This window comes from Trinickia sp., assembly GCF_051953405.1.
Lineage (GTDB): Bacteria > Pseudomonadota > Gammaproteobacteria > Burkholderiales > Burkholderiaceae > Trinickia.
This window is the reverse complement of the sequence record NZ_JBQCIV010000006.1, coordinates 1-21,504: the sequence shown is the minus strand read 5'-3', so window position 1 is coordinate 21,504 and position 21,504 is coordinate 1. Positions and strand designations below refer to the sequence as shown.

At 60.8% G+C, this 21,504-nt stretch carries 17 protein-coding genes; 7 read left to right on the top strand and 10 right to left on the bottom strand.

The features are described 5' to 3' along the window. The first annotated feature begins 235 nt into the window (after positions 1-235). Positions 236-1,027: a hypothetical protein gene (locus ACTHN9_RS00585; protein WP_440534805.1), complete on the top strand. Its 792-nt coding sequence runs from the start codon at positions 236-238 to the stop codon at positions 1,025-1,027. A 173-nt stretch (positions 1,028-1,200) separates the two neighbouring features. Here ACTHN9_RS00585 and ACTHN9_RS00580 read toward each other — a convergent pair whose 3' ends face one another. The 5 genes from ACTHN9_RS00580 to ACTHN9_RS00560 all read right to left on the bottom strand — a co-directional run bounded on the left by ACTHN9_RS00580 (position 1,201) and on the right by ACTHN9_RS00560 (position 8,099). Beyond that, the gene (locus tag ACTHN9_RS00580; protein ID WP_440534804.1) at positions 1,201-1,728 is read right to left on the bottom strand and encodes a ricin-type beta-trefoil lectin domain protein; all 528 of its coding nucleotides are present in this window, start codon (positions 1,726-1,728) and stop codon (positions 1,201-1,203) included. 792 nt (positions 1,729-2,520) lie between these two features. Continuing rightward, a complete protein-coding gene (locus tag ACTHN9_RS00575) occupies positions 2,521-3,621 on the bottom strand; it encodes a Rieske 2Fe-2S domain-containing protein (protein WP_440534803.1) in 1,101 nt (366 codons plus the stop codon). A gap of 24 nt (positions 3,622-3,645) precedes the next feature. Next, positions 3,646-5,346: an NAD(P)/FAD-dependent oxidoreductase gene (locus tag ACTHN9_RS00570; RefSeq protein WP_440534802.1), complete on the bottom strand. Its 1,701-nt coding sequence runs from the start codon at positions 5,344-5,346 to the stop codon at positions 3,646-3,648. A gap of 51 nt (positions 5,347-5,397) precedes the next feature. Continuing rightward, positions 5,398-6,483, bottom strand: coding sequence for a monodechloroaminopyrrolnitrin synthase PrnB family protein (locus tag ACTHN9_RS00565; protein ID WP_440534801.1), 1,086 nt, complete (start codon positions 6,481-6,483; stop codon positions 5,398-5,400). After that, positions 6,483-8,099, bottom strand: coding sequence for a tryptophan halogenase family protein (locus ACTHN9_RS00560; RefSeq protein ID WP_440534800.1), 1,617 nt, complete (start codon positions 8,097-8,099; stop codon positions 6,483-6,485). Before ACTHN9_RS00560 ends, ACTHN9_RS00565 begins: the two co-directional genes overlap by 1 nt. Positions 8,100-8,840: 741 nt before the next feature. Between ACTHN9_RS00560 and ACTHN9_RS00555 the strand changes: the two genes are divergently transcribed. After that, a complete protein-coding gene (locus ACTHN9_RS00555) occupies positions 8,841-10,298 on the top strand; it encodes a phospholipase D-like domain-containing protein (protein WP_440534799.1) in 1,458 nt (485 codons plus the stop codon). 75 nt (positions 10,299-10,373) lie between these two features. On the opposite strand, the gene ACTHN9_RS00550 is transcribed toward ACTHN9_RS00555, so the two are convergent. Both ACTHN9_RS00550 and ACTHN9_RS00545 read right to left on the bottom strand, forming a co-directional pair. Next, positions 10,374-11,747 (bottom strand): type II toxin-antitoxin system HipA family toxin, encoded by a 1,374-nt coding sequence (locus tag ACTHN9_RS00550; RefSeq protein ID WP_440534798.1) that lies wholly within the window; start codon positions 11,745-11,747, stop codon positions 10,374-10,376. 49 nt (positions 11,748-11,796) lie between these two features. After that, a complete protein-coding gene (locus ACTHN9_RS00545) occupies positions 11,797-12,168 on the bottom strand; it encodes a helix-turn-helix domain-containing protein (RefSeq protein ID WP_440534797.1) in 372 nt (123 codons plus the stop codon). A 144-nt stretch (positions 12,169-12,312) separates the two neighbouring features. On the opposite strand from ACTHN9_RS00545, the gene ACTHN9_RS00540 reads away from it, so the two are divergent. Beyond that, positions 12,313-13,374: an EamA family transporter gene (locus tag ACTHN9_RS00540; RefSeq protein ID WP_440534796.1), complete on the top strand. Its 1,062-nt coding sequence runs from the start codon at positions 12,313-12,315 to the stop codon at positions 13,372-13,374. A gap of 96 nt (positions 13,375-13,470) precedes the next feature. Further along, positions 13,471-13,923: an SRPBCC family protein gene (locus tag ACTHN9_RS00535; RefSeq protein ID WP_440534909.1), complete on the top strand. Its 453-nt coding sequence runs from the start codon at positions 13,471-13,473 to the stop codon at positions 13,921-13,923. 50 nt (positions 13,924-13,973) lie between these two features. On the opposite strand, the gene ACTHN9_RS00530 is transcribed toward ACTHN9_RS00535, so the two are convergent. Genes ACTHN9_RS00530 through ACTHN9_RS00520 form a run of 3 tightly spaced genes read right to left on the bottom strand, consistent with a single transcriptional unit; the run spans position 13,974 to position 15,409 of the window. Then, the gene (locus tag ACTHN9_RS00530) at positions 13,974-14,837 is read right to left on the bottom strand and encodes a class I SAM-dependent methyltransferase (RefSeq protein ID WP_440534795.1); all 864 of its coding nucleotides are present in this window, start codon (positions 14,835-14,837) and stop codon (positions 13,974-13,976) included. A 16-nt stretch (positions 14,838-14,853) separates the two neighbouring features. After that, on the bottom strand, positions 14,854-15,231 hold the full coding sequence (locus ACTHN9_RS00525) for a VOC family protein (protein WP_440534794.1): 378 nt from the start codon (positions 15,229-15,231) through the stop codon (positions 14,854-14,856). A 4-nt stretch (positions 15,232-15,235) separates the two neighbouring features. Further along, complete coding sequence (locus ACTHN9_RS00520) at positions 15,236-15,409, bottom strand: CopG family transcriptional regulator (RefSeq protein WP_440534793.1); 174 nt, start codon at positions 15,407-15,409, stop codon at positions 15,236-15,238. Between the two features lie 371 nt (positions 15,410-15,780). Between ACTHN9_RS00520 and ACTHN9_RS00515 the strand changes: the two genes are divergently transcribed. From ACTHN9_RS00515 to ACTHN9_RS00505, 3 genes are all read left to right on the top strand, one after another. Then, positions 15,781-18,024 (top strand): two-partner secretion domain-containing protein, encoded by a 2,244-nt coding sequence (locus ACTHN9_RS00515; protein ID WP_440534792.1) that lies wholly within the window; start codon positions 15,781-15,783, stop codon positions 18,022-18,024. Positions 18,025-18,345: 321 nt separating this feature from the next. Continuing rightward, entirely contained in the window at positions 18,346-20,628 is a 2,283-nt protein-coding gene (locus ACTHN9_RS00510) for a two-partner secretion domain-containing protein (RefSeq protein WP_440534791.1), read from the top strand. 171 nt (positions 20,629-20,799) lie between these two features. Continuing rightward, a partial coding sequence (locus ACTHN9_RS00505; RefSeq protein WP_440534790.1) for an ABC transporter substrate-binding protein occupies positions 20,800-21,504 on the top strand: 705 nt, incomplete at its 3' end.

Genomic DNA, 21,504 nt, shown 5'->3' with positions numbered 1-21,504 from the left:
GAAAGGGGGGATCGTACCAAATGCGGGAGGGCGGGCCGTGACATCGGCGAGCTGGTCGGTACAATCCGCGAGGGCAATTCAGTCGATACGGAAAACCTTGAACTCGAAAATCTTTGCACTGGCGTGTGCAATCGCTGCGGCCTCGCCTGCATGGGCGGACGGAAAGCTGCTGATTCCTCGCAGCGGCAATGTGGAAACCGCTTACGTTTCGACGCGGCTCCTGCTCGAGCCTTGCATGAGCGACGCGGCGCTCGATGAAATGACTGACGACTCGTCCGTTCGAAAGGACGCCGCAGCGGCGCGAAAGGCGCTGCCGCCCGGCACGTGCGATGACCCGGCACTCGTCGAAAACCTTTTCAAAGCGAGATTTCTCGAATACGCGACGCTGAATATCGTCGGCGATCCGTGGAATTTCGATAACACGATATCGGCCCAGGATAAAGCGATCGATTCTTGCAAGGACACTCGATGTTTGGGCCGCGCGTTGGGCGCGGTTATCGGCGCACTCTCGCCCGTCTACCTGCAATCTCACCCGCATTGGCCGTCAGGTGAGGGCCTGTGTACCGGCGACGCCGTCGATACGTCGGTCAAGGGTGCCATGTCCCAACTGGGCATCGCAACAGGTAAAGCGATCGCGAGGGAATGCGGCGGTGACGAAACCATTACGGCACGGACTTGCGATGGCCCGCACGGAAAGATGCTGTTCGTTAGCTGCGCGATGGAAGGCAACCAGGTCAACGCGCCCCAATGGCTTTATCGCGCTGGCGAGACCGGCCTTCACGCCATGCTTATCGTGGAAAACGGCCCCGTGGGTGTGATGGAAAGCACTTGCAACGGGATGCCCGATCTAATGACTGCAGCAAGGGAAAGCATGGGTGAGCAACAGATGGCTTTTTACCGTTACGACGGAAAACAGTATCGGTCCGTTTATGCTTTTTCCTCGATGGGGATCGGTGCCGATGATAACGGTAACGAATTGGAAATCGCGGTCGATGGAATGCCGGGCGCGAAGGTGGTCTGCCGGTGATTGTGGGGAGTAATGCCGCGAAGTCTAACAACCGCCTTCACTTCGCACCACCACAAAATGCTGCGGAAGCGGCGCCGTCGCGTCTTCGTGCCGAATTGACCGTTGCGGAAAAGAACCGAACGAGCGTCCCGAAGCCGACCGTACCGACTTCGGGACGCTGCTCGTGCCGAAGCTTATTTCTTCAGTGCCGCGAGATGCTGCCCCTGAACCGCTTCGTCGTCACGAACGACGCCAAGCTGAGGACTTCCCGACAGATGTGCGACGCTCTTTTGATGGATGGTCAGCAACGGCACCGCCAGCGAGGCCCATTTTTGATTTTGTCCGCCATTGAGCGGCCAAATCAGAATAGGATTTCCCGGTTGTGCACTACCACCCGAATTGTCGATCACCATGTTCGGGTATGCAACGTTTGAAATGTACGGCGGGCTGCCAACCCAATTCCACTTCTGACTTGTCCGTCCCAACACCAGATCTGCAATGATGACCTGTCCTTGCTGACCATCGTATCCTTGAACATCCAGACATTTCGATGTATCGGCCGCCAATGTGATATAGCCGGAATTGGGGTCCATGTTCCATTGAGACAACGTTCCTCCGACGCCGGATAGAACTTGCAACGTGACAAGCGAGCCTGCGGCCGTACTGCTGGCACCAATGCACAGGTTGGTATTTTGTAAACTCTGAATCACATACGCTGTCATGTCCATCTCCTGTCTGATGTAGTTGATATCAAGGTACCCGTTTTGGGCATATGGGGATTTGCGACAATTTTAAGAGCCAATTGCAATCAATTGTTTGATTGCGACGATAATGGAACCGAAAGCTGAAAAAACTGACAGCTATAAGAACGATCAGCTATATAAGCTGCTAGTTGACAATCCTAAAGATCGGCCCGTACGTTCCGGGCGACAGGCATCGCGGCCTAGCTAAAGAGCGGTGGCCCCCTTTCTTCCGGAATCTCCGAGGTCAGGCGTCTGAGGGCGCGAGGGCTCTCGCCTTGGACATCGACAGCAGTGGCCATAAGTCCCGAGCGCCCGGTCCGCATTGGGAGTGTGCAGCGCATGATCGAGGAGAGCCGAGCCGCTCCCTTGCTCTGTAGGCACTTTGACTTTATCGAGACTGGCGATCAGCCACTTGACATCCGCATCGTCAAAATTCCTCACACACGGCTTTTCACCGGCATTCGACAATGCTTTGAACGGATTTGCCAAGGATCCGCCAGCGCGGGGAAAGGCGGATAATGCGCTCTCATTCGGAGGGCTTACACTGCTCTCGTTACCGGGGGCCTTGTTCGGGAGCGGCGCGCGGAATCGGACATGACGCTTGCCCGCAAGCGTTCTTTAATCGCGCGGACCACTGCTACGCGACAGCGCTCGAAGCGTTGCGGCGCGGCGGGGCCGACAGGCTCAAGGCAGTCTTACTGGAATTGAAGCCTGTGGCCGCCGAGTGCTTGAACGGTTGAGATGGATTTGGGTTCCCACCCGTACCGGCTGTCAGGCGAGGGCCTCCACATCGGCCACCCGATCGACCCACCCCCGATAAAACGCCCGATACTTGAGCACAAGCTTGTCGTATTTGCTGTACGCACCGCCGCCGTCCGCCTTCATCCCGTTCCAAATCTTGACGTCGTACCCGGCCGCCTGTCTGGTCTGCAGCCCGAACAGCACGAAGTCGGTCGCGCGGCGCAGCGCGCCACGCGCCTTCTTGATCGAGATGAGCATGTGCATGACGTTCTTGCCGTCGCTTACCGGCGTCACGCATTGGAGCAGCTTGTACTTGGCGACCCCATCCAAGGCGACGGTCATGACGCACCCGCCAGGGTAGCCGTCGAAGTGCAGATTCATCTGCGACATGTTCATGCCGAGCGCGCGCGACAGCATGCCGAGCGGCCCAAAATACCGGTCCACGGTGAAGTCGATACCGGCACCGAACCATGCGCCCGCGCGGGCCAACGGCGCGACCTCCGGCCATTGGCGCCAGTCGTCGAAAAGCTTAAGCTCGAACGCCGAGATCGGGAGTGCGTGCACAGGATTCGCGTGCTGCGCGTCGTAGAAGTTCTCGACGATCCGCAACACCGCTGTCGTTGTCTCGAACGCAAAGTGCAGATGCATGAAATCGCCGTTGTCGACGTCGGCCGCGGCGATTTCAGGAAGTGGGTGCAGCGGCTGCGCGGAGCCGTACCAAACCCACACGTAGCCGTACCGCTCGGCGGTGGTCAACGTCGGCTGACGCGCCCCGCGCGGAACGGGGTCCAGCCGGCACACCGTCGCGCTATGGCCGGGGATGTGAACGCACTGACCCTGCTCGTCGTACCGCCAGTGGTGAAACGGGCACTGGATGCACCCGTCCTTGATCAGCCCGTCGGCCAGATTCGCGCCGAGGTGCGAGCAGTGGCGATTCATCACCACGGCCCGCCCCGTTGCGCCCCGCCAAGCCACGCACGGCCGGCCGAAAAGCGTCAACTCCGTCGGCTTGTCCTTGAGGTCGTCCGAACGCATCGCTACGTACCAGCTCGCGGCCAAGCGCGTGGTCGCATCGTACGCCGCCGCGGGATGCTCCTTGGCGACCGGTTGCTCCAATTGAGTGTCGTCCATCGCTTTCGTATAGGTGTCGGTCGATTATTTCAACGCCAAGCCGATGCGGGTCGTGACGTATGCCTTGAGCAGCGCGAACATCGGGTTGTAGTCGAAGTACTTCTTCACCTCCGCCGGCGCACTGGTCTGCGTCCAGTGCATCAACTTCATCGCCGGCACGAGGCTGTACTTCGAGTTGTTGAGCTGCGGTTTTGCGCCGTTGATGCAGTACCCGAAATTGAACATCGGCTTGGCGAACTCTCGTTCGTCGATGAGGGCATGAATCCGCGCCGCGGCCTCCTCGGCTGGCTTGCGCCCCGCGCTCACGGCCTCGACCTCGCCTTTGGCGTCGTTGAACAACTGGTAGTACCCATCCATATCCGCGCACAGGTACCCGAGGTAGGGGGGATCGTTGTCGAGATGATCGAGGTCGCCCTCGTCGCGCGACGCGCGGAACCGCGCGTGGGCTTGCACGAGCCGGAACTGCCCGAGTATCGTGCCGACCGCCCACAGCCGGTGGAACGCATCCCACAGGCGGAAGTCCGAGAACGCCGTGTAACAGCAGCTAACGAAGTCGTCGTTGTGGTCCAACAACTTCTGCTGGAGGCGCTCGATGTACTCGAAGCGCTCCGGGGAAAAGTCGTCGTCGCGCAGCGCCTTGATGAGGCGCGCTGCGAGCGCGTGGATGGTCACCGCCGTGTTCTCGAGCCCCCGGGAGAAGAGCGGGTCGATGAACCCGTTCGCATGCAGCATCAGGCAGTAGCGGTCGCCCACGCAAGCGCGCGACGAGAACTGTAGGCGGTCGGTCTTGACCCAGTCGCGCACCGGCACGGCGTCCCTGAACTGCGCCCCGATACTCGGGAACCGCGAGAGGAACTCGTCGAATTCCTGCTGCGCGGAGATGTCCGTTTTCGGGTAGATACGCGGGTCCAGTTGCAGGCCGACGCTCACCAGGTTGTTGGTCGATCGCGGGTGGTTGTTGAACGGAATCACCCAGAGCCAACCACCTTCGAACATGTGGTGCAAGGTTCCCTCGTGCCAACGCCAGCGCTGCCCCTTGACCTGGAAGATGTCGTCGAACGGCTTCACCCCGAGCATGTGCGTGTACAGGCTGCGCGAGTGCGTCTTGAAGCGACACGGCTCTTCGCGGAGCTTGAACTTGGTCGCCAGCGGCGCGCGGGGGCCGCCGCAATCGATCATGTACCGGCCGGTGAACCGTTCGCCCTGGGCGGTGGCCACCGCCACACCGTCTTTGTCGGCGTGATATTCGGTCACGCTCGTCTTCTGACGCACTGTGCAGCCGTATTTAATGGCGGCTTGCAACAGGTAGGCGTCGACGTCTTGCCGGTAATAATGGCTCTCTGGCCCCCAGGGCAGTTCGGGAATGATGCACTGCGTAAACTCCTTCGGATCGTGCTCCTGGCCGGGCTTGTGGAACACGAAGCCGAAGTTGCGCTTGATGCCTGTGCTCGAGGCGACGTAACGCTGCGTCGCATAGAACGATGTGATGTGATCGAGTTCCGGAATGCCGTAGCGGTCGGCGATGATGCGGTTCATCAGGGACGTTTCGGGGATCGACGATTCGCCGATCGTGAACCGCGGGTGCGAGGACTCCTCGATGATCAGCACACGAAACTGTTGTTTGGCGAGGATGGCCCCCATCTGGGTGCCGGACATGCCCGAGCCGAGAATGATCACGTCGAAGTGGTTGCTGTCGCGCCCGTTCGCGGGGCTCTTCTGAGTCATGGTGGCAAACTCTCCTGGTGAGATGGAATGCATGGCCGCGTGCGTCGGGCGTCAACGTTCGCTGAGCGCGGTGCGAAGCCGCGACTGCGCGGCACGCGTGAGCGCGAGTAAATCGCCGAGCATGCCGGGCGCGTACCCTCCGCTGCCGACTGCGGGGCCGCTTCGCCCGGCTTCATAGGCCCGCTCCGCCAATTTGACGTGAGGCGCCCGGAAGCGCAGCAACACTTCGAAGACCCGGTCGAGGGCGGCCAGCCCAGCCCCGACAGCCTCGTCGCGCGCACCGAACGCTTGCGCTTCGGCGAGCGCGCGGTCGACGAGCGCCTGTCTCCCTGCGAACCGAGCGTAGACAGCCCTGAACGCGGGAAGCACGTAGGGCACGTAGGTCTCTTTGAATTCTCGATAACCCGGGTGGTCCGATTGCGAGCCCCACAGAACGTGCTCCAGCACGAACAGGGGCATTTCCACCGCACCGGGGCCCAGGTAGCTCCGCCCCCCGACGCGAATCGGTTCGTAGTACGGGCGCAGTTCGTCGTAGAAGACCTGCACCGAGATGTAGCGGTAAGCGTAGACGATCGATTCGACCATTTTCTGAAGGCGGGCCGCTAGCTCGTCGCACCCTTGCGCGAATGCGGGCGACCGCAGGGGCACGTCGGACAGCTCGACAGTCAACGCGATGGCTGCCTCGAGAGCCGCCATCGAGATGCGTACGCTCTCGAGCAGGTGCGCTTCGTCGCTGAGACCCGTGTAGGTCCGCTGCGCGTCGGCCGCCGCGGGGTTCCAGACCGTCACATGCAGAAGCGTCTCGCGCGGCGGCAAGTCGGTCACGCGCGCCAGATCGAGCAATGTCGGCTCGAGCCCGGCCACCGCGTCCACAGGCTCGCGTCCGTGCCGCTTGAGCGACCCGAGAAAGAACCCTATGTCCCGCATTGCCGCGGCGGCTTCGACGAAGCCCCAGCGGGAGGGCACGCCATGCGCCGGGAGAATATCGCGCAACAGGCCGACGATGCCGGGCACGTCCTTTTTACGGTTCAGGATCGGTAGTTGCCGAACGATCGCCCGCGCCTGCAGCGGATCGCAGGCTGCCACCGCGGCGTGCGTGTCCGTGCAGGCGCATACCCGCTCCAGGGCGCGCTCCACTACAGGATGTCCGGCGTCGCGAGCACCGGTCCGTGCTGGTTGCCCGATAGCCTCGCGTAGTGCCCATGCAGCGACCGTAAGTACTCGTAGTTCGTCGGCAGGCTTGTCCGCAGACGCTCGGCCTCGCGCCGGATGCGGGCGTACATGGCCTCGGCCTTATCGATCGACTCCGGGCGGTATCGCAACAGCGGCAGCGAGCGGTCGGGGAGCATGCCCAAGCCCGCAAAGACGCAGTAGTAGTTTCCGTTCAACCAGAAGTTCTTGAATTCGTAGTCGAAGGTCTCGTAGTACGTGGAATCGTCGAACGACGTGGTGGTGAGCGGCAGCCCCGCCTTGTAGCGCTCGACTTTCTCTTTGATGGCGTCCGAGAGCCGCAGCTCGTGGCGGTTCGCAAGCCAGAACGGCGTGTCGTCGCGCGACGTGGTGAAGTAGTGCGCCTGAACGAAATCTCGGCAATCATCGAACATGCCGACGATCTCGGCGTTGAATGCGTCGGCCAACCGCGGGTCGAACGACGTGTCGGGGAAGTGCTTCACGAGCTGGTAAAGCGCCGCGTAGATGAAGTAGATCCCCGTCGATTCCAAGGGCTCCAAAAAGCACGACGACAGCCCGATAGCGACGCAGTTGTTGACCCACGCCCGCCCGTTGCGCCCGACCCGGAACTTGATCTGGTTGAGCGGCTGCTTATCCGAGAGGCCCCAGAGGTCGAGGAAGTCGGCGGTAGCTTGATCGCGCGAGGTGAACTTGCTCGAGAAAACGTAGCCGCTGCCGAACCGGCCCAGCATCGGAATTTTCCAGGTCCACCCGGCGTTCATGGCGATCGAGGAAGTGTACGGCTCGATGCCCACGCGTGCGTCGTCGTTGGGCACGGCGCTGGCGACCGCGCTGTCGCACAGCAGGTAGTCGGACATGTCGATGAAGGGCTCTTTCAGGGCTTGATTGATCAAGAGCCCGCGCATGCCGGAGCAGTCGATGAACAGGTCGGCCTCGAGCGTCCGGTTCTCCTTGGTGGATAGGCTGGAGATGTAGCCGCGATCGTTCAGGTGAACCTGAACGACCTCGTCGACCACGCGGTTCACCCCGCGCTCGACGGCCCAACGCTTCAAGAAATCGGCCACTAAGTGCGCGTCGAAGTGCCATGCGTGGGACATTTGGCGGGTGCCGTCGAGCAGACACGGTGCGAGTTTGGCGTCGAGCGCCTCGGGCTGCGGATAGCAGGCGTACTGCATCGGCTGCTGGAAACCCTGTTCGCGTTTGCGCAGCCAGTAGTGGGTAAGCGGCACGCCGTCGCAATTGGGCACGTTGCCGAACAAATGATAGAAATAGTCGTCGCCCGAGCGGCCGGGGGATTTCCGCCAGTTCACGAATTTGATGGCGGACTTGAACGCGCCGTTCACCTGGGGCATCCATTCCCGCTCCGGTATGCCGAGGAAGTCGAAGAACACCTTCTGCAAACTCGGGATGGTGGCCTCCCCCACGCCAATTCGGGGGATCGCCGCCGATTCGACGAGCGTAATGTTGACCTGTCGTTGCAACGCCCGTACGAGGTACGAGGCGGCCATCCAGCCTGCAGTGCCGCCGCCCACGATGACGATATTCTTGATCGGTTTACTCATGCATTCTTCCCTTAGGAGATAGAGCCGCCTTATCGAGCCGTACTCGCAGCTCGTCCTGTAACGCGTCAAAACGTGTCTGGCTCATCACGAAAACGTGAATGTCGAGAGTCGCAAACTTTGCTGGCGATGATTACGAAGCGTGATAGAGGTTAGGCGACTCAAGCTGCCGATTACATTCGATTTCCGCTTCCTGCCGGGGGCGCTGGCGGAGTGGCGATTACGGCACATTTTTTGCCGCGACATTCGGGAGGCTTGCTAGAAGCCAAAGCGTCGTTTCGAATTTCCACAACAACGGTTGGCGATACATAATTCGCGTATCGCAGACAATATCCTCTCTTTTTGATGCGAGAGTACCTATCAGAGTAAACAGGTTTCATCGATGATTAAATGCAGTAAATGCGAATGGAAAAATCGATCGGTACGACTAAAATTAATTGCGCGATAAATAGTTTGACACTATGCGTAATAGTCGAACAGGTTTGTCTCTCGATTGGATGAGAGCGCAAAGAGCACAAATGGTCTCTCGACCCGTTCGGCACCGTACACTCGATCGCCGACATCCCGGAAACGTTCTCGTTGCTTGTCGCATGAGTTAGCGCGAACCTCTGACGAACAAGACACTGCGCCCGCATTACCCGATTTCCCGGATGGACAAACGCCCGCAAACTCCCTAGCATCAAGCGGTCAAGAAAATTCGCGGTGCAAAATTCGCGGTGCAAAATTCGCGGCGCAAATTCGGGGATGACGGGGATGCCAACCTATATCTGCGGTAACAACGCGTGCAAAGCAACTTTCGACGTCAACCCCGCTCAAACCAGTCCACCGTGCCCGAGGTGCCGTTCCAAGCGGAGCTGGCCGTGCAAGCCTTATATTTGCACCCGATGCTTGATTCGTTTCCCGGCACGCGAGCCGAGCCCCGGCAAAGCACCCAACTGCGGATACTGCCGGAGCAACGCCGGCGTACGCGAACTCAAAGAGCGGGAGCTGCAAACGTACACGGGCCTGCCCCCCTCGATTCTCCGTAACATCTTCGAGATGTGCGACGAGCGGACCCTCGGGTTGCTCGCGCTGGTCTGCACACGGTTTCGCGATTTGGCCGTGCCGTTGTTGCAACGCTGGGCTCCGCAGATGGAGGCATTCGGCTCGACAACTCATCGCCTCAAGGACGTGCTGATCGCACCCGACGAAGGCATCCTCACCGGTGCGCACGCGCTGCAGGTCGCCGTCGACAAGTTCACCCATCCCGGCCGCCGCAACTATGAAGGCAGCATCCTCGAGTACATTATCGAGAACGACATCTCCATCAATCTCAACCTCGGCACTGCGAGCCCGGAGGTTGCAGCGGCGCTGAAGAAGGCCGCGAAAACCATCCGCGGTGAGTCATCGAATTCCGTGAGCGTGTCGGATCCAAGCGCTTTCCACAAGATGCACAACAAGGTGTGGGTGATCGATAAGGACGGCGTCATTGTCGGCTCACCGAACATCAGCTATGCGGGCATGGAGGGCGGCAATTTCGAAAGCTTTATCTATATTCGCAGCCAGCGAGTCGGCGCGATGTTCGGAAAGTATCTGAGGTACTTGAAGGAGCCGAACAATAACGCGCTGTGGAACGAAGTAGGGTACGCGGTGACGCAATACAACCGCGAGCAGCACGGCTTGAGGCTGGCCATGGCCCCGCTCGTGAAGATCACCGATTTTCTTGTGACGGAACTGGCCGGGGCAACGAAGGTCGTTATTCGGCAGTTCCTGATCAGCAGTTGGAGGCCAGGCAGAAAGGAAGTGAACGTTCTGCAGACGCTGTGCGGCATGGCAAAGAATGGCGTCGACATCGAGATCTATCTCGACGAAGAAGCCTACGTCACGCAACACCATGTGCGCGAAGCGGTCGGCTATCTGCTCGAGGCAGGCGTCAAGGTGTTTACGCAAAAGCCGGTGTACGTGGTGAATGCCGGTAGCGAGCGCATTCAGCATGACAAACTGATTCTGGCCACGATTCGCACCGGCAAGATGGTGACGCCCGTTCATCGCACGTTGATCGGCACCGCAGGTCTGACCAAGGATGTGATCCTCAACCATAACGCGGAAACCTTTATCGCTACCGATAGGCCCTCCATCTACCAGGCGATCGAGGCGCACCATTTGCAGACGCTCAACCCGAAGATCGCCGATACGAGACAGGTCGTGCTCAGAAAGGAATAGGCGCGGGCGGTTTCGGAAAACGGAAAGTAAAGCACGCTATGCCGATGAAACCCGATACGCGAGACAATCGCGATATCAACCGGCCTTGCGCCGCCGCATGAGCGAATCCACCAACGCATGCGCGCCGAAATGCGCCATCAACCGTTCCTTCTGGAGAGCGGTGAGCGGCGACGCCTGAATCATCGCCGGCCATGTTCGCACCGCGTCCGCCACGCACTTGCGAATGACCGCCGCCGCCGGCTTTTCCGGAATCCCCAACTGCGCGCAAAACTGCCTGACGACGTTAGGACCGATGTTGGGTTTCGCCGCTTTCCCTAAGCGGGCGTCTTCTACCGACATCCGGGGCTTCTCGTGTCCGGCCGGCAGAATGTGGAGCGCATGTCCTACGCGACGATGGTAGGCCGCGTAGGCCACGATGTCGTATGCGGGGGGCATCTCTGGGGTGCGCCCATCCGGATACCAGACGCCGATGTTCTTCAGATGCATGTCCGGATTGCCAAGCATTTCGTTGACGACGATACGTCGCAACAATTCGTGCACGGCTGCCTCGCCTAACGACGGAAAGGCCATCATGACGCTCGCGATATCCAGGTAGCTCGCGCCGAGATACTTCTGCTCCGGCGGGATCCCAAGCACCTGTGCGAAGTCCTCGCAATGGACACGACCGTTCTGCGTACGGTCATAACGGTCCACGGCGAGGAAATTCGTCTTCTTATCGGCATCGCCGAGATCGTAGCCGTGCTCGACCGCCAGCGCTTCGAGGGGCTCGAGGTGCGCTTGCGTCACGCTAACGCCCGCGGCGGCGGCCAAGCGCAGCGACAAGTATTCGACCTCGGGCAAAAGGGGCTGGCCGACGACGGGCAACTTGGCGATGATGTGCGTGTCCTGCATTTTCGTGCGTCCGACATAGCGTCCGCCTTCCTTGCTGACGCCGACTTTCGGCTGCACACCGGAAAGGGAGACGCCGTCGTCGAGCGGCTCGGCCGTGACCGACATCTCGAGCGAATCGGCGTCTTGCGTGACATAGCGGGCCAGTTCGCCGCGAGTCAGTTCGAGCGGAAGGGCGTACACATTGCCGGGCAAATCGCGGCCGCACGCGGCCAACATTTCGAAATGGTCTTTCGGGTCGCAACCGCGCTGGGCTGCGACATGATCGCGGAACACGCCCTCAGGCAGCAGATTTTGAAAGACGGCCGGCAGCAGCCAACCGTTCGCATGGCTAAACGACCCATTGAACAGCGTCGATCCGACGTCGGCCCAGAGCGCTTTCTGCGCGCCCGGGTCGTCCGCAAGCATCGATAGCGACAAAACCGGGGCGTGACCGGCGGCAGCGAACCCGTCGTCTGCAACGAATCGGTTGACAACCTGGCTCTCGCCTAGCACGTACTGGAAAAGCACCCCGATACGCTGCGTCGTTCCGATGAAGATACCCAGCGCTTTGACGTTCATTTGGTTCCTTGCCTTGCTTCCCGCATCCGCGGCCGTTGCACGCCTTGCCTTATTCGGCCTTCCCGCGCTTCGGACCGATGGCGGCCATCGGCGATTGGACTTGCTCTCGGGCGCGCTCGACCCGTGTTTTGACCGTTGGCGGGGTGGGGGCGAGCGACGCTTGCGCGGTCAAACCGGCGGCAGCCTGCTTAGGGACGAAGGCGAGTTCGTAGCCCAGGCGGTCTAGCACGGCGATGAGCGTCGTGACCTTGTAATCGGCTTGACCGCTGAGCACGCCCGTGAGGGTGCGCCGCGCGAGCCCGGCGTCCGCCCCCAATTCCCGCTGAGTGATCGAAGCGGTTTTGAGCTGTTGCCGGAGGAAAGCCGCGATATCGGTGAGCGACTGCATGAGCATCAAAGTAGGATATTTGTTGAAAATCATACTTTGTTACGCTCCCAACGTCAAAGAATTAGGCGCAACAAAGTAGGATATTTCGAGGAAATCCTACTTCATTGCTCACGACGTCCGGTAAACTAGCGGTTCCGACCGTTCGACGGTCGCCGACGGCACTGCGCCCGAAAAAAGATGAACTCGAAAGTCAACGCGATCGTGATCGCCCTTACTGCCGCGGCCTTGTTCGGTGCCGCCACCCCTCTAGCCAAAGCCTTGCTGGGCACGATGTCGCCGTTCATGGTGGCGGGACTCTTCTATTTGGGAAGTGGGGGCGGCCTCGGCATCGGTATTCTCTTTCGCCGATTCCGGCAAACGGCGCAGCAAACGGAACCGGCCCAACGCCTACGAAAGGCGGAACTTCCATGGCTCGCGGGCGCCATTGCGGCTGGGGGCGTTGCTGGGCCCGCGCTGCTGATGCTTGGTCTATCGAGCACGCCCGCTGCCACGAGCGCGCTGTTGCTGAACCTGGAGGGCGTGCTGACGGCCGTCATTGCATGGGTGATCTTCAAAGAGAACGTCGACCTCCAGGTGTTCCTCGGCATGGTGGCGATCGTTGCCGGCGGCGCCGTGTTGTCGTGGCATCCCGGCGCCGCCGGTGTGCCGGTCGGGGCGCTGTTGATCGTCGGTGCTTGCCTTTGCTGGGCGATCGATAACAACCTCACGCGCAAGGTTTCGGCGAACGATGCGATGGTGATCGCTTGCCTCAAAGGGCTGATCGCGGGCCCGGTAAATATCGCCATTGCCGTGACGACCGGCGCCACGGCACCGACGTTGCCGACAACGGCCGCGGCGATGTTGACGGGGCTAGGTGGGTATGGCGTCAGCCTCGTGTTGTTCGTCGTCGCATTGCGCAACTTGGGAACGGCGCGAACCGGTGCCTATTTCTCGGTCGCGCCGCTGTTCGGCGTGGCATTGTCGCTACTGATTTGGCCGGAGATGCCGTCCGCAACCTTCTGGATCGCCGCCGCGTTGATGGCACTCGGTATCTGGTTGCACGTCCGGGAACGGCACGTTCACGAGCATATGCACGAAAGGATGGAGCATACCCATCGGCACCGGCACGATGAACACCACCAGCATGCGCACGACTTTTCATACGAAGGCGACGAGCCGCACACGCATCCGCACGTGCATCTGCCCATCACGCATTCGCACGCGCATTTTCCGGATATTCATCACCGGCATCGGCATTAGGCGGCAATGGTCGCCGGTGCTTCAACCGATTGAATTCGCCATAATCCCGCGCATCGGAATTTGCCGGACGAGACCGGCCTTTGAACCCACATGCATATGCGAATTTCTTTGAGTCGAACGATCCAAGTAGAACGCGAACGGCTCTTCCGGTGGTCGCAGGACTATACGCAACGGCTCGCCTGGGACGTGTTCCTGTCCGAGGCGTACTTGATCCATCGAACCGCGCCTGACGTCGGCGCAGAGGCGTTTTGCCGGGCCCGGTCAGGCTCGACGATGGTGTCGCGCTACATATCCTGGTGCCCGCCGCAAGTGGCAGCCGTGGAGATGGTCGACGGCCCAAAGGTACTCGCGCGGTTCAGCGGGAGTTGGAATTTCAGAGAGACGGCGCCCGGCTCGACAAGCGTGAGGTTCGTCTACAGTTTCCGCACGCGCCCTCGCTGGTTGCGCTGGCTCGTCGAACCGCTTGTCGGCATCATTTACTTCGCACAGACCCGCAGGCGTCTCGATGCATTCAAACGCTGGGCCGAAGCGAGGGGACAATCGGATTGAGGCGAGTCACGACCCATGCTCGCGTGGAATGCCGATGACGCCGAAACGAGCTACGTCGTCGCGATCAGCAGTTCTTCGGCATTGCGCGGCGGGCGCAGGCCGTCCGTTCGACCCGCGAAGTAGCGATTGGCGAGGTCGTCTGCGCAGACGTGATACGCATTGCCGAAGCCCGCCTCAATGGCGAGCGCGAGTATCCGTGCCGGCGTGAAGAAGCTGACGAAGGGCGTCCCGCTTGCATGCGCGCCGCGAGCGGCCATTTCGAGCGCGGGACGCACAGCGGGATCGGCCAGTTCGAGCGGAAGCAGGAAGGTCATGGCGAGCGTCGAGCCGGGTGCAAGCGATGCGACTTCGCGCAAGGCAAGCCGGTTCGCTTCTTCGGTCAGATACATGCTGACACCCGTCGATACGACGACGGCGGGCTTGCTTGCGTCGAACCCGGCTGCCGCGAGCGCGTGCCGCCATGAATCGCCCGCCTCGAAATCGACCGCGACGAAGCGTAGCCAGTCCGGCGAACCGAAACCGAGTTCGATCAGACGCCGGCGCTTCCACTGCTGCGCACCGGGCCGATCCACTTCGAAAACCGTCATCCGCGACGCGAGATCCGGGTGTCGTTGCGCAAAGCTATCGAGGCCCGCACCGAGAATCACGTACTGATCGAGTCCGTGCGCAGCGCGTTCGATGACGAGATCTTCGATGAATCGCGAGCGTGCAACGATGGATGCACGAAATGGCCGCGTGAACGTCGGATCCATATCGCCACGTTGCGGCCAATCGTTGGGCGGAGCAAGCAGTCGAAGGCCGATCGTGTCGTCGAGCACGTGCGGCGGCGGATCGATCTTCGCATGCAGCGCACGCCACAGCGCCACACGTGCGGCGGTGCTGTCCGGCCCGTTGTCCGAGTTTTCATGGGTCATCGGCGGCTCCTCGCGCTTATCGATCGCCTGTGTTACCGGGCGCCTGCAGCCGCCACACTCGACCGTCCGGGTCGCGCACGGTCATCTCGCGGGTCCCCCAATGCGTGTCCTCGAACGGCGTGACGACGTCGACGCCCGCACCGGGCGCGAACCCGCGCTCGTCCGGTACGCGGACAACCACCTGTGCCTCGGGCGAATCGCTCGCCGGCACCTCGGCAATGAACAGGTAAGGGCCGTCGCCTTGAGTCAGCCGGCCCGACTGGTGGTCGGTCTCGAAGTCCAGCTTGAAACCCAGCGCCTGAAAGAACTTTGCCGATTTGCCCCAGTTGTGGGTCGTCAGGAACACGGCTTCGATACCGTCTTTGGCGCCATCGTTAGCTTGCTTGTCGGTCATGATCTCACTCCTTTCCGGGAGAGCGTGATGGGGAGGTCCTCGCCGCAAGGTATTCGCGTAACGCATCGGCAACCAACGCCGAAAGCGATTGCTCGGATTCGATCGCGTAATGCTTGACCTCCCGAATCAGACCGATCGGGAGGTACACGTTGAATTGCTTGACTTCGTCTTGGCTCATGAGGGCTAGTTTGCTAGCAATCTAGCCTGCTGTCAACGCACAACGCGAAGGGAGACGGTACAAGCCAGCGGGGGAAGGGGATCGAAGCAGGCCAATCGCAGCCCATCGCTTCAACGCTTGCCTCCCGACGAAGAAGTCTCCAAACCACTAAACGTTGGCGGATCGCACCGCGCCGCTCGGCACCCCGACCGGCTACTCTCACTAGCGATTCATCCGATGTATCGGATCTTGCCTGTCCGCCAGTCGAAATCCTTGCGTCAGCGCGTCATTGCTTTGCCCAGCTTCAATGTGCCATGCGTCGCCTCAGGCCGCGCCGTGCCGCTGCGCTGCGCGCTTAAGGCGATGAAACCGAAACCATCGAGAGAGAGACCATGAAACCGTTCAATTACGCGTCGCGTAAAACCCGATCCGTTTCCGCTATTTCATTCGCCGTGGTGACGCTGTTCGGCTCGGCTGGCGCGCACGCCGGCGGACTGCTGCCTGTCGGCGGGCAATTTGTTGCGGGCGCCGGATCGATCGACAGCAACGGTACGCAAATGACGATCAACCAGACGTCGAGCCGCGGCGTCATCGACTGGAAGGGGTTTTCGATCGGCCACGACAATCGCGTCGATATTCATAACGGCAACGGTGCGACGCTCAATCGCGTCACGGGGAATTACTCGTCGTGGATTTCGGGCATGCTCACGTCCACCGGCAGTGTCTACCTGATCAACCCGCAAGGCGTCGTGATCGCGCCGAGCGGCGTGATTTCGACAGGAGGACGCTTCGTCGTATCGACGCTCGATATCGACAACACAGCATTCATGAACGGCGGCCCGTTGACGTTCACCGGCAACTCGAACGCGCAGATCGTCAACCTCGGCACCATCGGCTCGAGCGGCGGCGATGTCTTCCTGATCTCGCGAAACGAGGTAAGCAACTCGGGCAGCATTTCGGCGCCCACGGGCTCGGTCGAACTCGTTGCCGGACAAAGCGTGCTGCTGCAGGATTCGACGTCGAGCCGACAGATATTTGTCCAAACGGGCAGCCATGGCAACGTGACGAACCGGGGCACATTGGAGGCTGCACAAGTCAGCCTGCAAGCGGCCGACGGCAACATCTACGCGATGGGCGGCAATCATTCCGCGATTCGCGCAACCGGCACGGCAACGCGCGATGGGCACGTCTGGCTGGTTGCGGACACCGGCTATGTGAAGCAAGTCGGGCGAGTCGATGCGACGAATGCCGACGGCACGGGCGGCACCGTCGATACGGTCGCCGGCCTATTTTCGCCGTGCCTGCATGGCCATACCACGGTGGTAGCCGGCCTTTGGAACATCACGACGCCGAGTTTGGTCATGACTTGGCCGGTCAGCGCAGCGTTCTCGAATAGCTTGAATGCAGGGACATCGGTGAACGTCACGACAACGCAAGGCGATATCGAAGTCGGCTCGGACTTAGATTGGAGGGGCAACGCATCGCTATCGTTGGGCGCCTATCGCTCTATCGCGATCGATCCGGGCAAGAAGATCAGCAATCGGGGCGCCGGCAATCTCACGCTGCGCGCCGACCTCACCGGCTTCGACGTACAAGGCAGCGTGACCAATCGCGGCACGCTCGACTGGTCGAAGAGCACCGGCGTAGTCAGCGCGCAATACGACATGAATGGCACGTACACGCGGGGCACGGTAGTCGCGAACACGGCGTGGACGCCCAAGCAAGGCCGCGGACTCACGACACAGATTACGGGCTACGCGCTCGTCAATTATTTGTCGGATCTGATGAACGTCGCGACCAACCTCGCGGGCAACTACGCACTCGGCCGCGACTTCAACGGCGTGAACCGCGTTTTCACCGGGATCGGCAACGCCACGACGCCTTTTACCGGCCAATTCGACGGCATGGGGCATTCCATCTTGCTCTTGATCGCAGGTGCCACTGCACCTGACGGCTCGCCATTGCCTGCCGGGCTCTTCGGCGTCATTGGCAGCACCGGGGTGGTTCGCAATCTAAATTTGACGGCTCTCTTGGCGAGCGACGGCACGCAAGCGGGCGTGCTCGCCGGCATCAATCGAGGCCACATCGCGAACGTATTCGCGAGCGGCTCGGCGCTCTTTTTGAAGGGCGCGGTGGTCGGCGGCCTGGTGGGCGAGAACGATGGCTTGATCGAGCGCTCGGGCGCAAATGTCAACGTCATGGCCTCGCAGCACACATTGGGCGGGCTGGTCGGGATCAACAACGGCACGATCACCCAAAGCTATTCGACCGGGGCCGTTTCCGGTTCGAGTCCCTTCGATGCGGGCGGGCTCGTGGCTGTCAATCACGGGACGATCAGCCAATCGTTCACCACGGGGCAGGTCGGTAGCGATCCATCGAGCGATCCCAATCCTGGCGCGCTCGCGGGCAACAGCGGAGGCACCGTAACGGGCGACAACTACTGGAACGTGCAAACGACAGGGCTGACAAACGGCGGTGGGGCGCCTACCGGCAATGGCTTGACGACGGCGCAAATGAGCAATGCGGCGAGTTTTGCCGGATGGGACTTCAGCGCAAACGGTGCTTGGGCGATGCCGGCGGGTTGGACTCATCCGGTGTTGCGCTGGCAATTGGCCGCGGGATTGCCTCCTCAGTAAACAGAAAGTGCGTCGATGCCGAACGTCGAAAACGCCCACTCGATACAAGAGTGGGCGTTTTGCTTGAGTGCGGCGTTTGAGATGAAGAAGTCCAAAAACCACTAAACATTGACCGATCTCGCCGCGACGTTTGCGGCGATGGTTGCCTACGCTCTTATCGATTCGTCAGATTATTTCGCCGCCGAGGCTTCGGGCCGCCGAAATATTCGGGGCAGCGTTTCATGGGTTTGTCCAAATGCGAGGCAAAACGCGCCGCCCTCGGTCGCCGCGCGCCGGCGCTGCATTCAAAGCAACGTTATCGAAACCACCAGGAGTGAGACTATGAAACAATTGAATTGTGCGCCGCATAAATCCACCTCTTTCTCCGCTATTTCATTTGCTGTCGCCGCGCTATTTGCGTCGGGGCAAGCGCACGCTAGCGGACTGCTGCCGGTCGGCGGCCAATTCGTTGCGGGCACCGGGTCGATCGACAGCAACGGCACGCAAATGACGATCAATCAGACATCGAGCCGCGGCATCATCGACTGGAAAGGGTTTTCGATCGGCCACGACAATCGCGTCGATATCCATAACGGCAACGGTGCGACGCTCAATCGCGTCACGGGGAATTATCTATCGTGGATTTCGGGCATGCTCACGTCCACCGGCAGTGTCTACCTCATCAATCCGCAAGGCGTCGTGGTCGCGGCGAGCGGCGTCATCTCGACCGGTGGCCGCTTCGTCGCATCGACGCTCGACGTAGGAAATAACACATTCATGAACGGTGGCTCGATGACGTTCACCGGCGACTCGAACGCGCAGATCGTCAACCTCGGCACGATCGGCTCGAGCGGCGGCGATGTCTTCCTCATCTCACGTAACGAGGTGAGTAACTCGGGCAACATCTCGGCCCCGACAGGCTCGATCGAACTCGCCGCCGGCCAAAACGTACTGCTGCAAGATTCGACGTCGAGCCGGCAAGTGTTCGTGCAGACCGGTAGCCACGGGATCGTGTGGAACCGAGGCGCTTTGCAGGCCGCACAGGTCAGCCTGCAAGCGGCCGACGGCAACATCTACGCGCTAGGCGGCAATCATTCTCCCATCCGCGCCACCGGCACGGCGGCACGCGATGGCCATGTGTGGCTCGTTGCGGATACGGGCTACGTCAAGCAAGCCCAGCGAGTCGATGCGACGAATGCCGACGGTTCGGGCGGCACGGTCGATACGACCGCGGCGACGTTCTCGCCATCCTTGCTTGGCGATACCACAGTGGCAGCCGGCACCTGGAACATCGCAACGCCGAGTTTGGACGTGACTGGGACCGTCGGCGCCGCGCTTTCGAACAGCCTGAACGCCGGGACATCGGTGAATGTCACCGCGACGCAAGGCGATATCGACGTGGGCGCGAACGTGGGGTGGAACGGCAACGCGTCGCTCACGTTGGGCGCCTATCGCTCGATCGCCATCGACACGGGCAAGTGGATCAGCAATCAAGGTGCGGGCAACCTCACGGTGAGAGCCGATGCGACGGGTATCGACAATCACGGTAGCGTCACAAATAACGGCGCGCTCAACTGGCAGTACAGTACCGGTACTGTGAACGTACTCTACGACATGAACGGCGCGTACACCGGTCCGCAATTCGAGAACTTGGGGCCGCCCCGTTCGGTCACTGGCGTGTCGCAGATGAACATCTACGAGCTAGTGAACTCGCTCTCCGATCTGCAAAACATTTCGCAAAACCTCGCCGGCTTTTACGCACTCGGCAAGAACATCGATGGCGCGGGTGCCTCGGTTGCATCGATCGGTAACGACGCGACGCCGTTTAGAGGCGAACTCAATGGACTGGGCCATTCGATCGATCACATCACGATCGTGCCAGTGGTGTATTCGGCGGATCCCTCGCAGCGGTTATTCGGCCTCTTCGGCGAGATTGGCGCCGCAGCAACGGTTCGCAACTTGAACCTGACGAATAGTCAATCGTTGCAAGGCAATTCCGTTGTCGGCGCGTTCGGTGGTTTGCTCGCCGGCATCAATGGCGGGTTCATTTTTAACGTATTCGCTAGCGGTACACTGAGCCCTTCGCCGGGCATGGGTGCCGGCGGCCTCGTGGGTACAAACTACGGCGTCATCAATCAATCGGCCGCCGACGTCTCGATCGAGGCCGTTTCGGGCGGGGTGGGGGGGCTCGTGGCGTCAAATTACGGCCGAATCACTCAAAGCTATGCGACGGGCGCGGTCGAAAGTATCGGCCCTAACTCGCTGGCGGGCGGCATTGCCGCCGGCAATAGCGGCGTTGGGGAGATCTACCAGTCGTTCGTCACGGGGCCTGTCCGGATCGACTCGTCCAATGGTGCGGCAGCTGGCGCGATTGTGGGCGGCAATATCGCAGGCGTCGCGCCCCAGAACTACTGGAACGTGCAAACGACAGGGCTGACCAACGCCGTTGGGGGAGGCGACGTTGGGGTGCCTCCTGACAGCCACGGCTTGACGACGGCGCAAATGAGCAATCCCGACAGCTTCGTCGGTTGGGATTTCAGCCCAACCGGCGTTTGGGCGATGCCGGTCGGTTGGACTCATCCGGTGTTGCGTTGGCAATTGGCAGCAGGTCTTCCACCGCAGTAGTGCATACGGCGCGTCCGCCAGCGCGCCGGCCATATGACGCATTGCGCATTGCTCTTGACGATTTTTTCGTTCACCGCGACCGCCCGCGTTGTTAAAGTCGCTGCTCGTTGCACGTGATAGATGCCCAAACGGCACACGCGGCAAAGCGAAAAATATCAAAGGGCTCGTACCATGAAGATCAATTATCTCGGCGCAGCGGTCATTGGGTTGACGCTTGCCGTATCCGGCCTCGCGCATGCAGACCGTCTCGACGACATAAAGAAAGCCGGTGTGCTGCGCGTCGCCACCTTCGACAGCAATCCGCCATTCGGTTTCGTCGATCCGAAGAACAACCAGATCGTGGGCCTCGACGTGGACTACGCGCGTGCCGTCGCGAGCAAGCTTGGTGTGAAGCTCGAAATCCAGCCGACCAACCCGGCAAACCGCATCGCGTTCCTGAAGTCCGGCAAGGTCGATCTGGTGTTTGCCAATTTCACGATTACCGACGAGCGTAAGAAGGAGGTCGATTTCAGCACGCCGTATTTCGCGTCGGGCACGCAGTTCATCGCGAAGAAGGGTGTTCTCACGTCGCCGCAGCAGCTGAACAGTCTGCGCATTGGCGCCGACAAGGGCACAACCAACGAACAGCAAGTGCGCGCAAAGTTCCCGGGGGCCACGATCGTGGCCTACGACGACACGCCGTTCGCATTCGCCGCGCTGCGCGCGGGCAATGTGCAGGCGATCACCCAGGATGGGCCGAAGCTTGTGGCATTGCTCGCCAATGTGCCCGACAAATCCAATTACGAGATTTCGGCTTTTACTATTTCGAACGACTATGAAGGCGTCGGCGCGCCGAAGGGCGAAACGCGGCTCGTGAATGTCGTCGATGGCACGCTC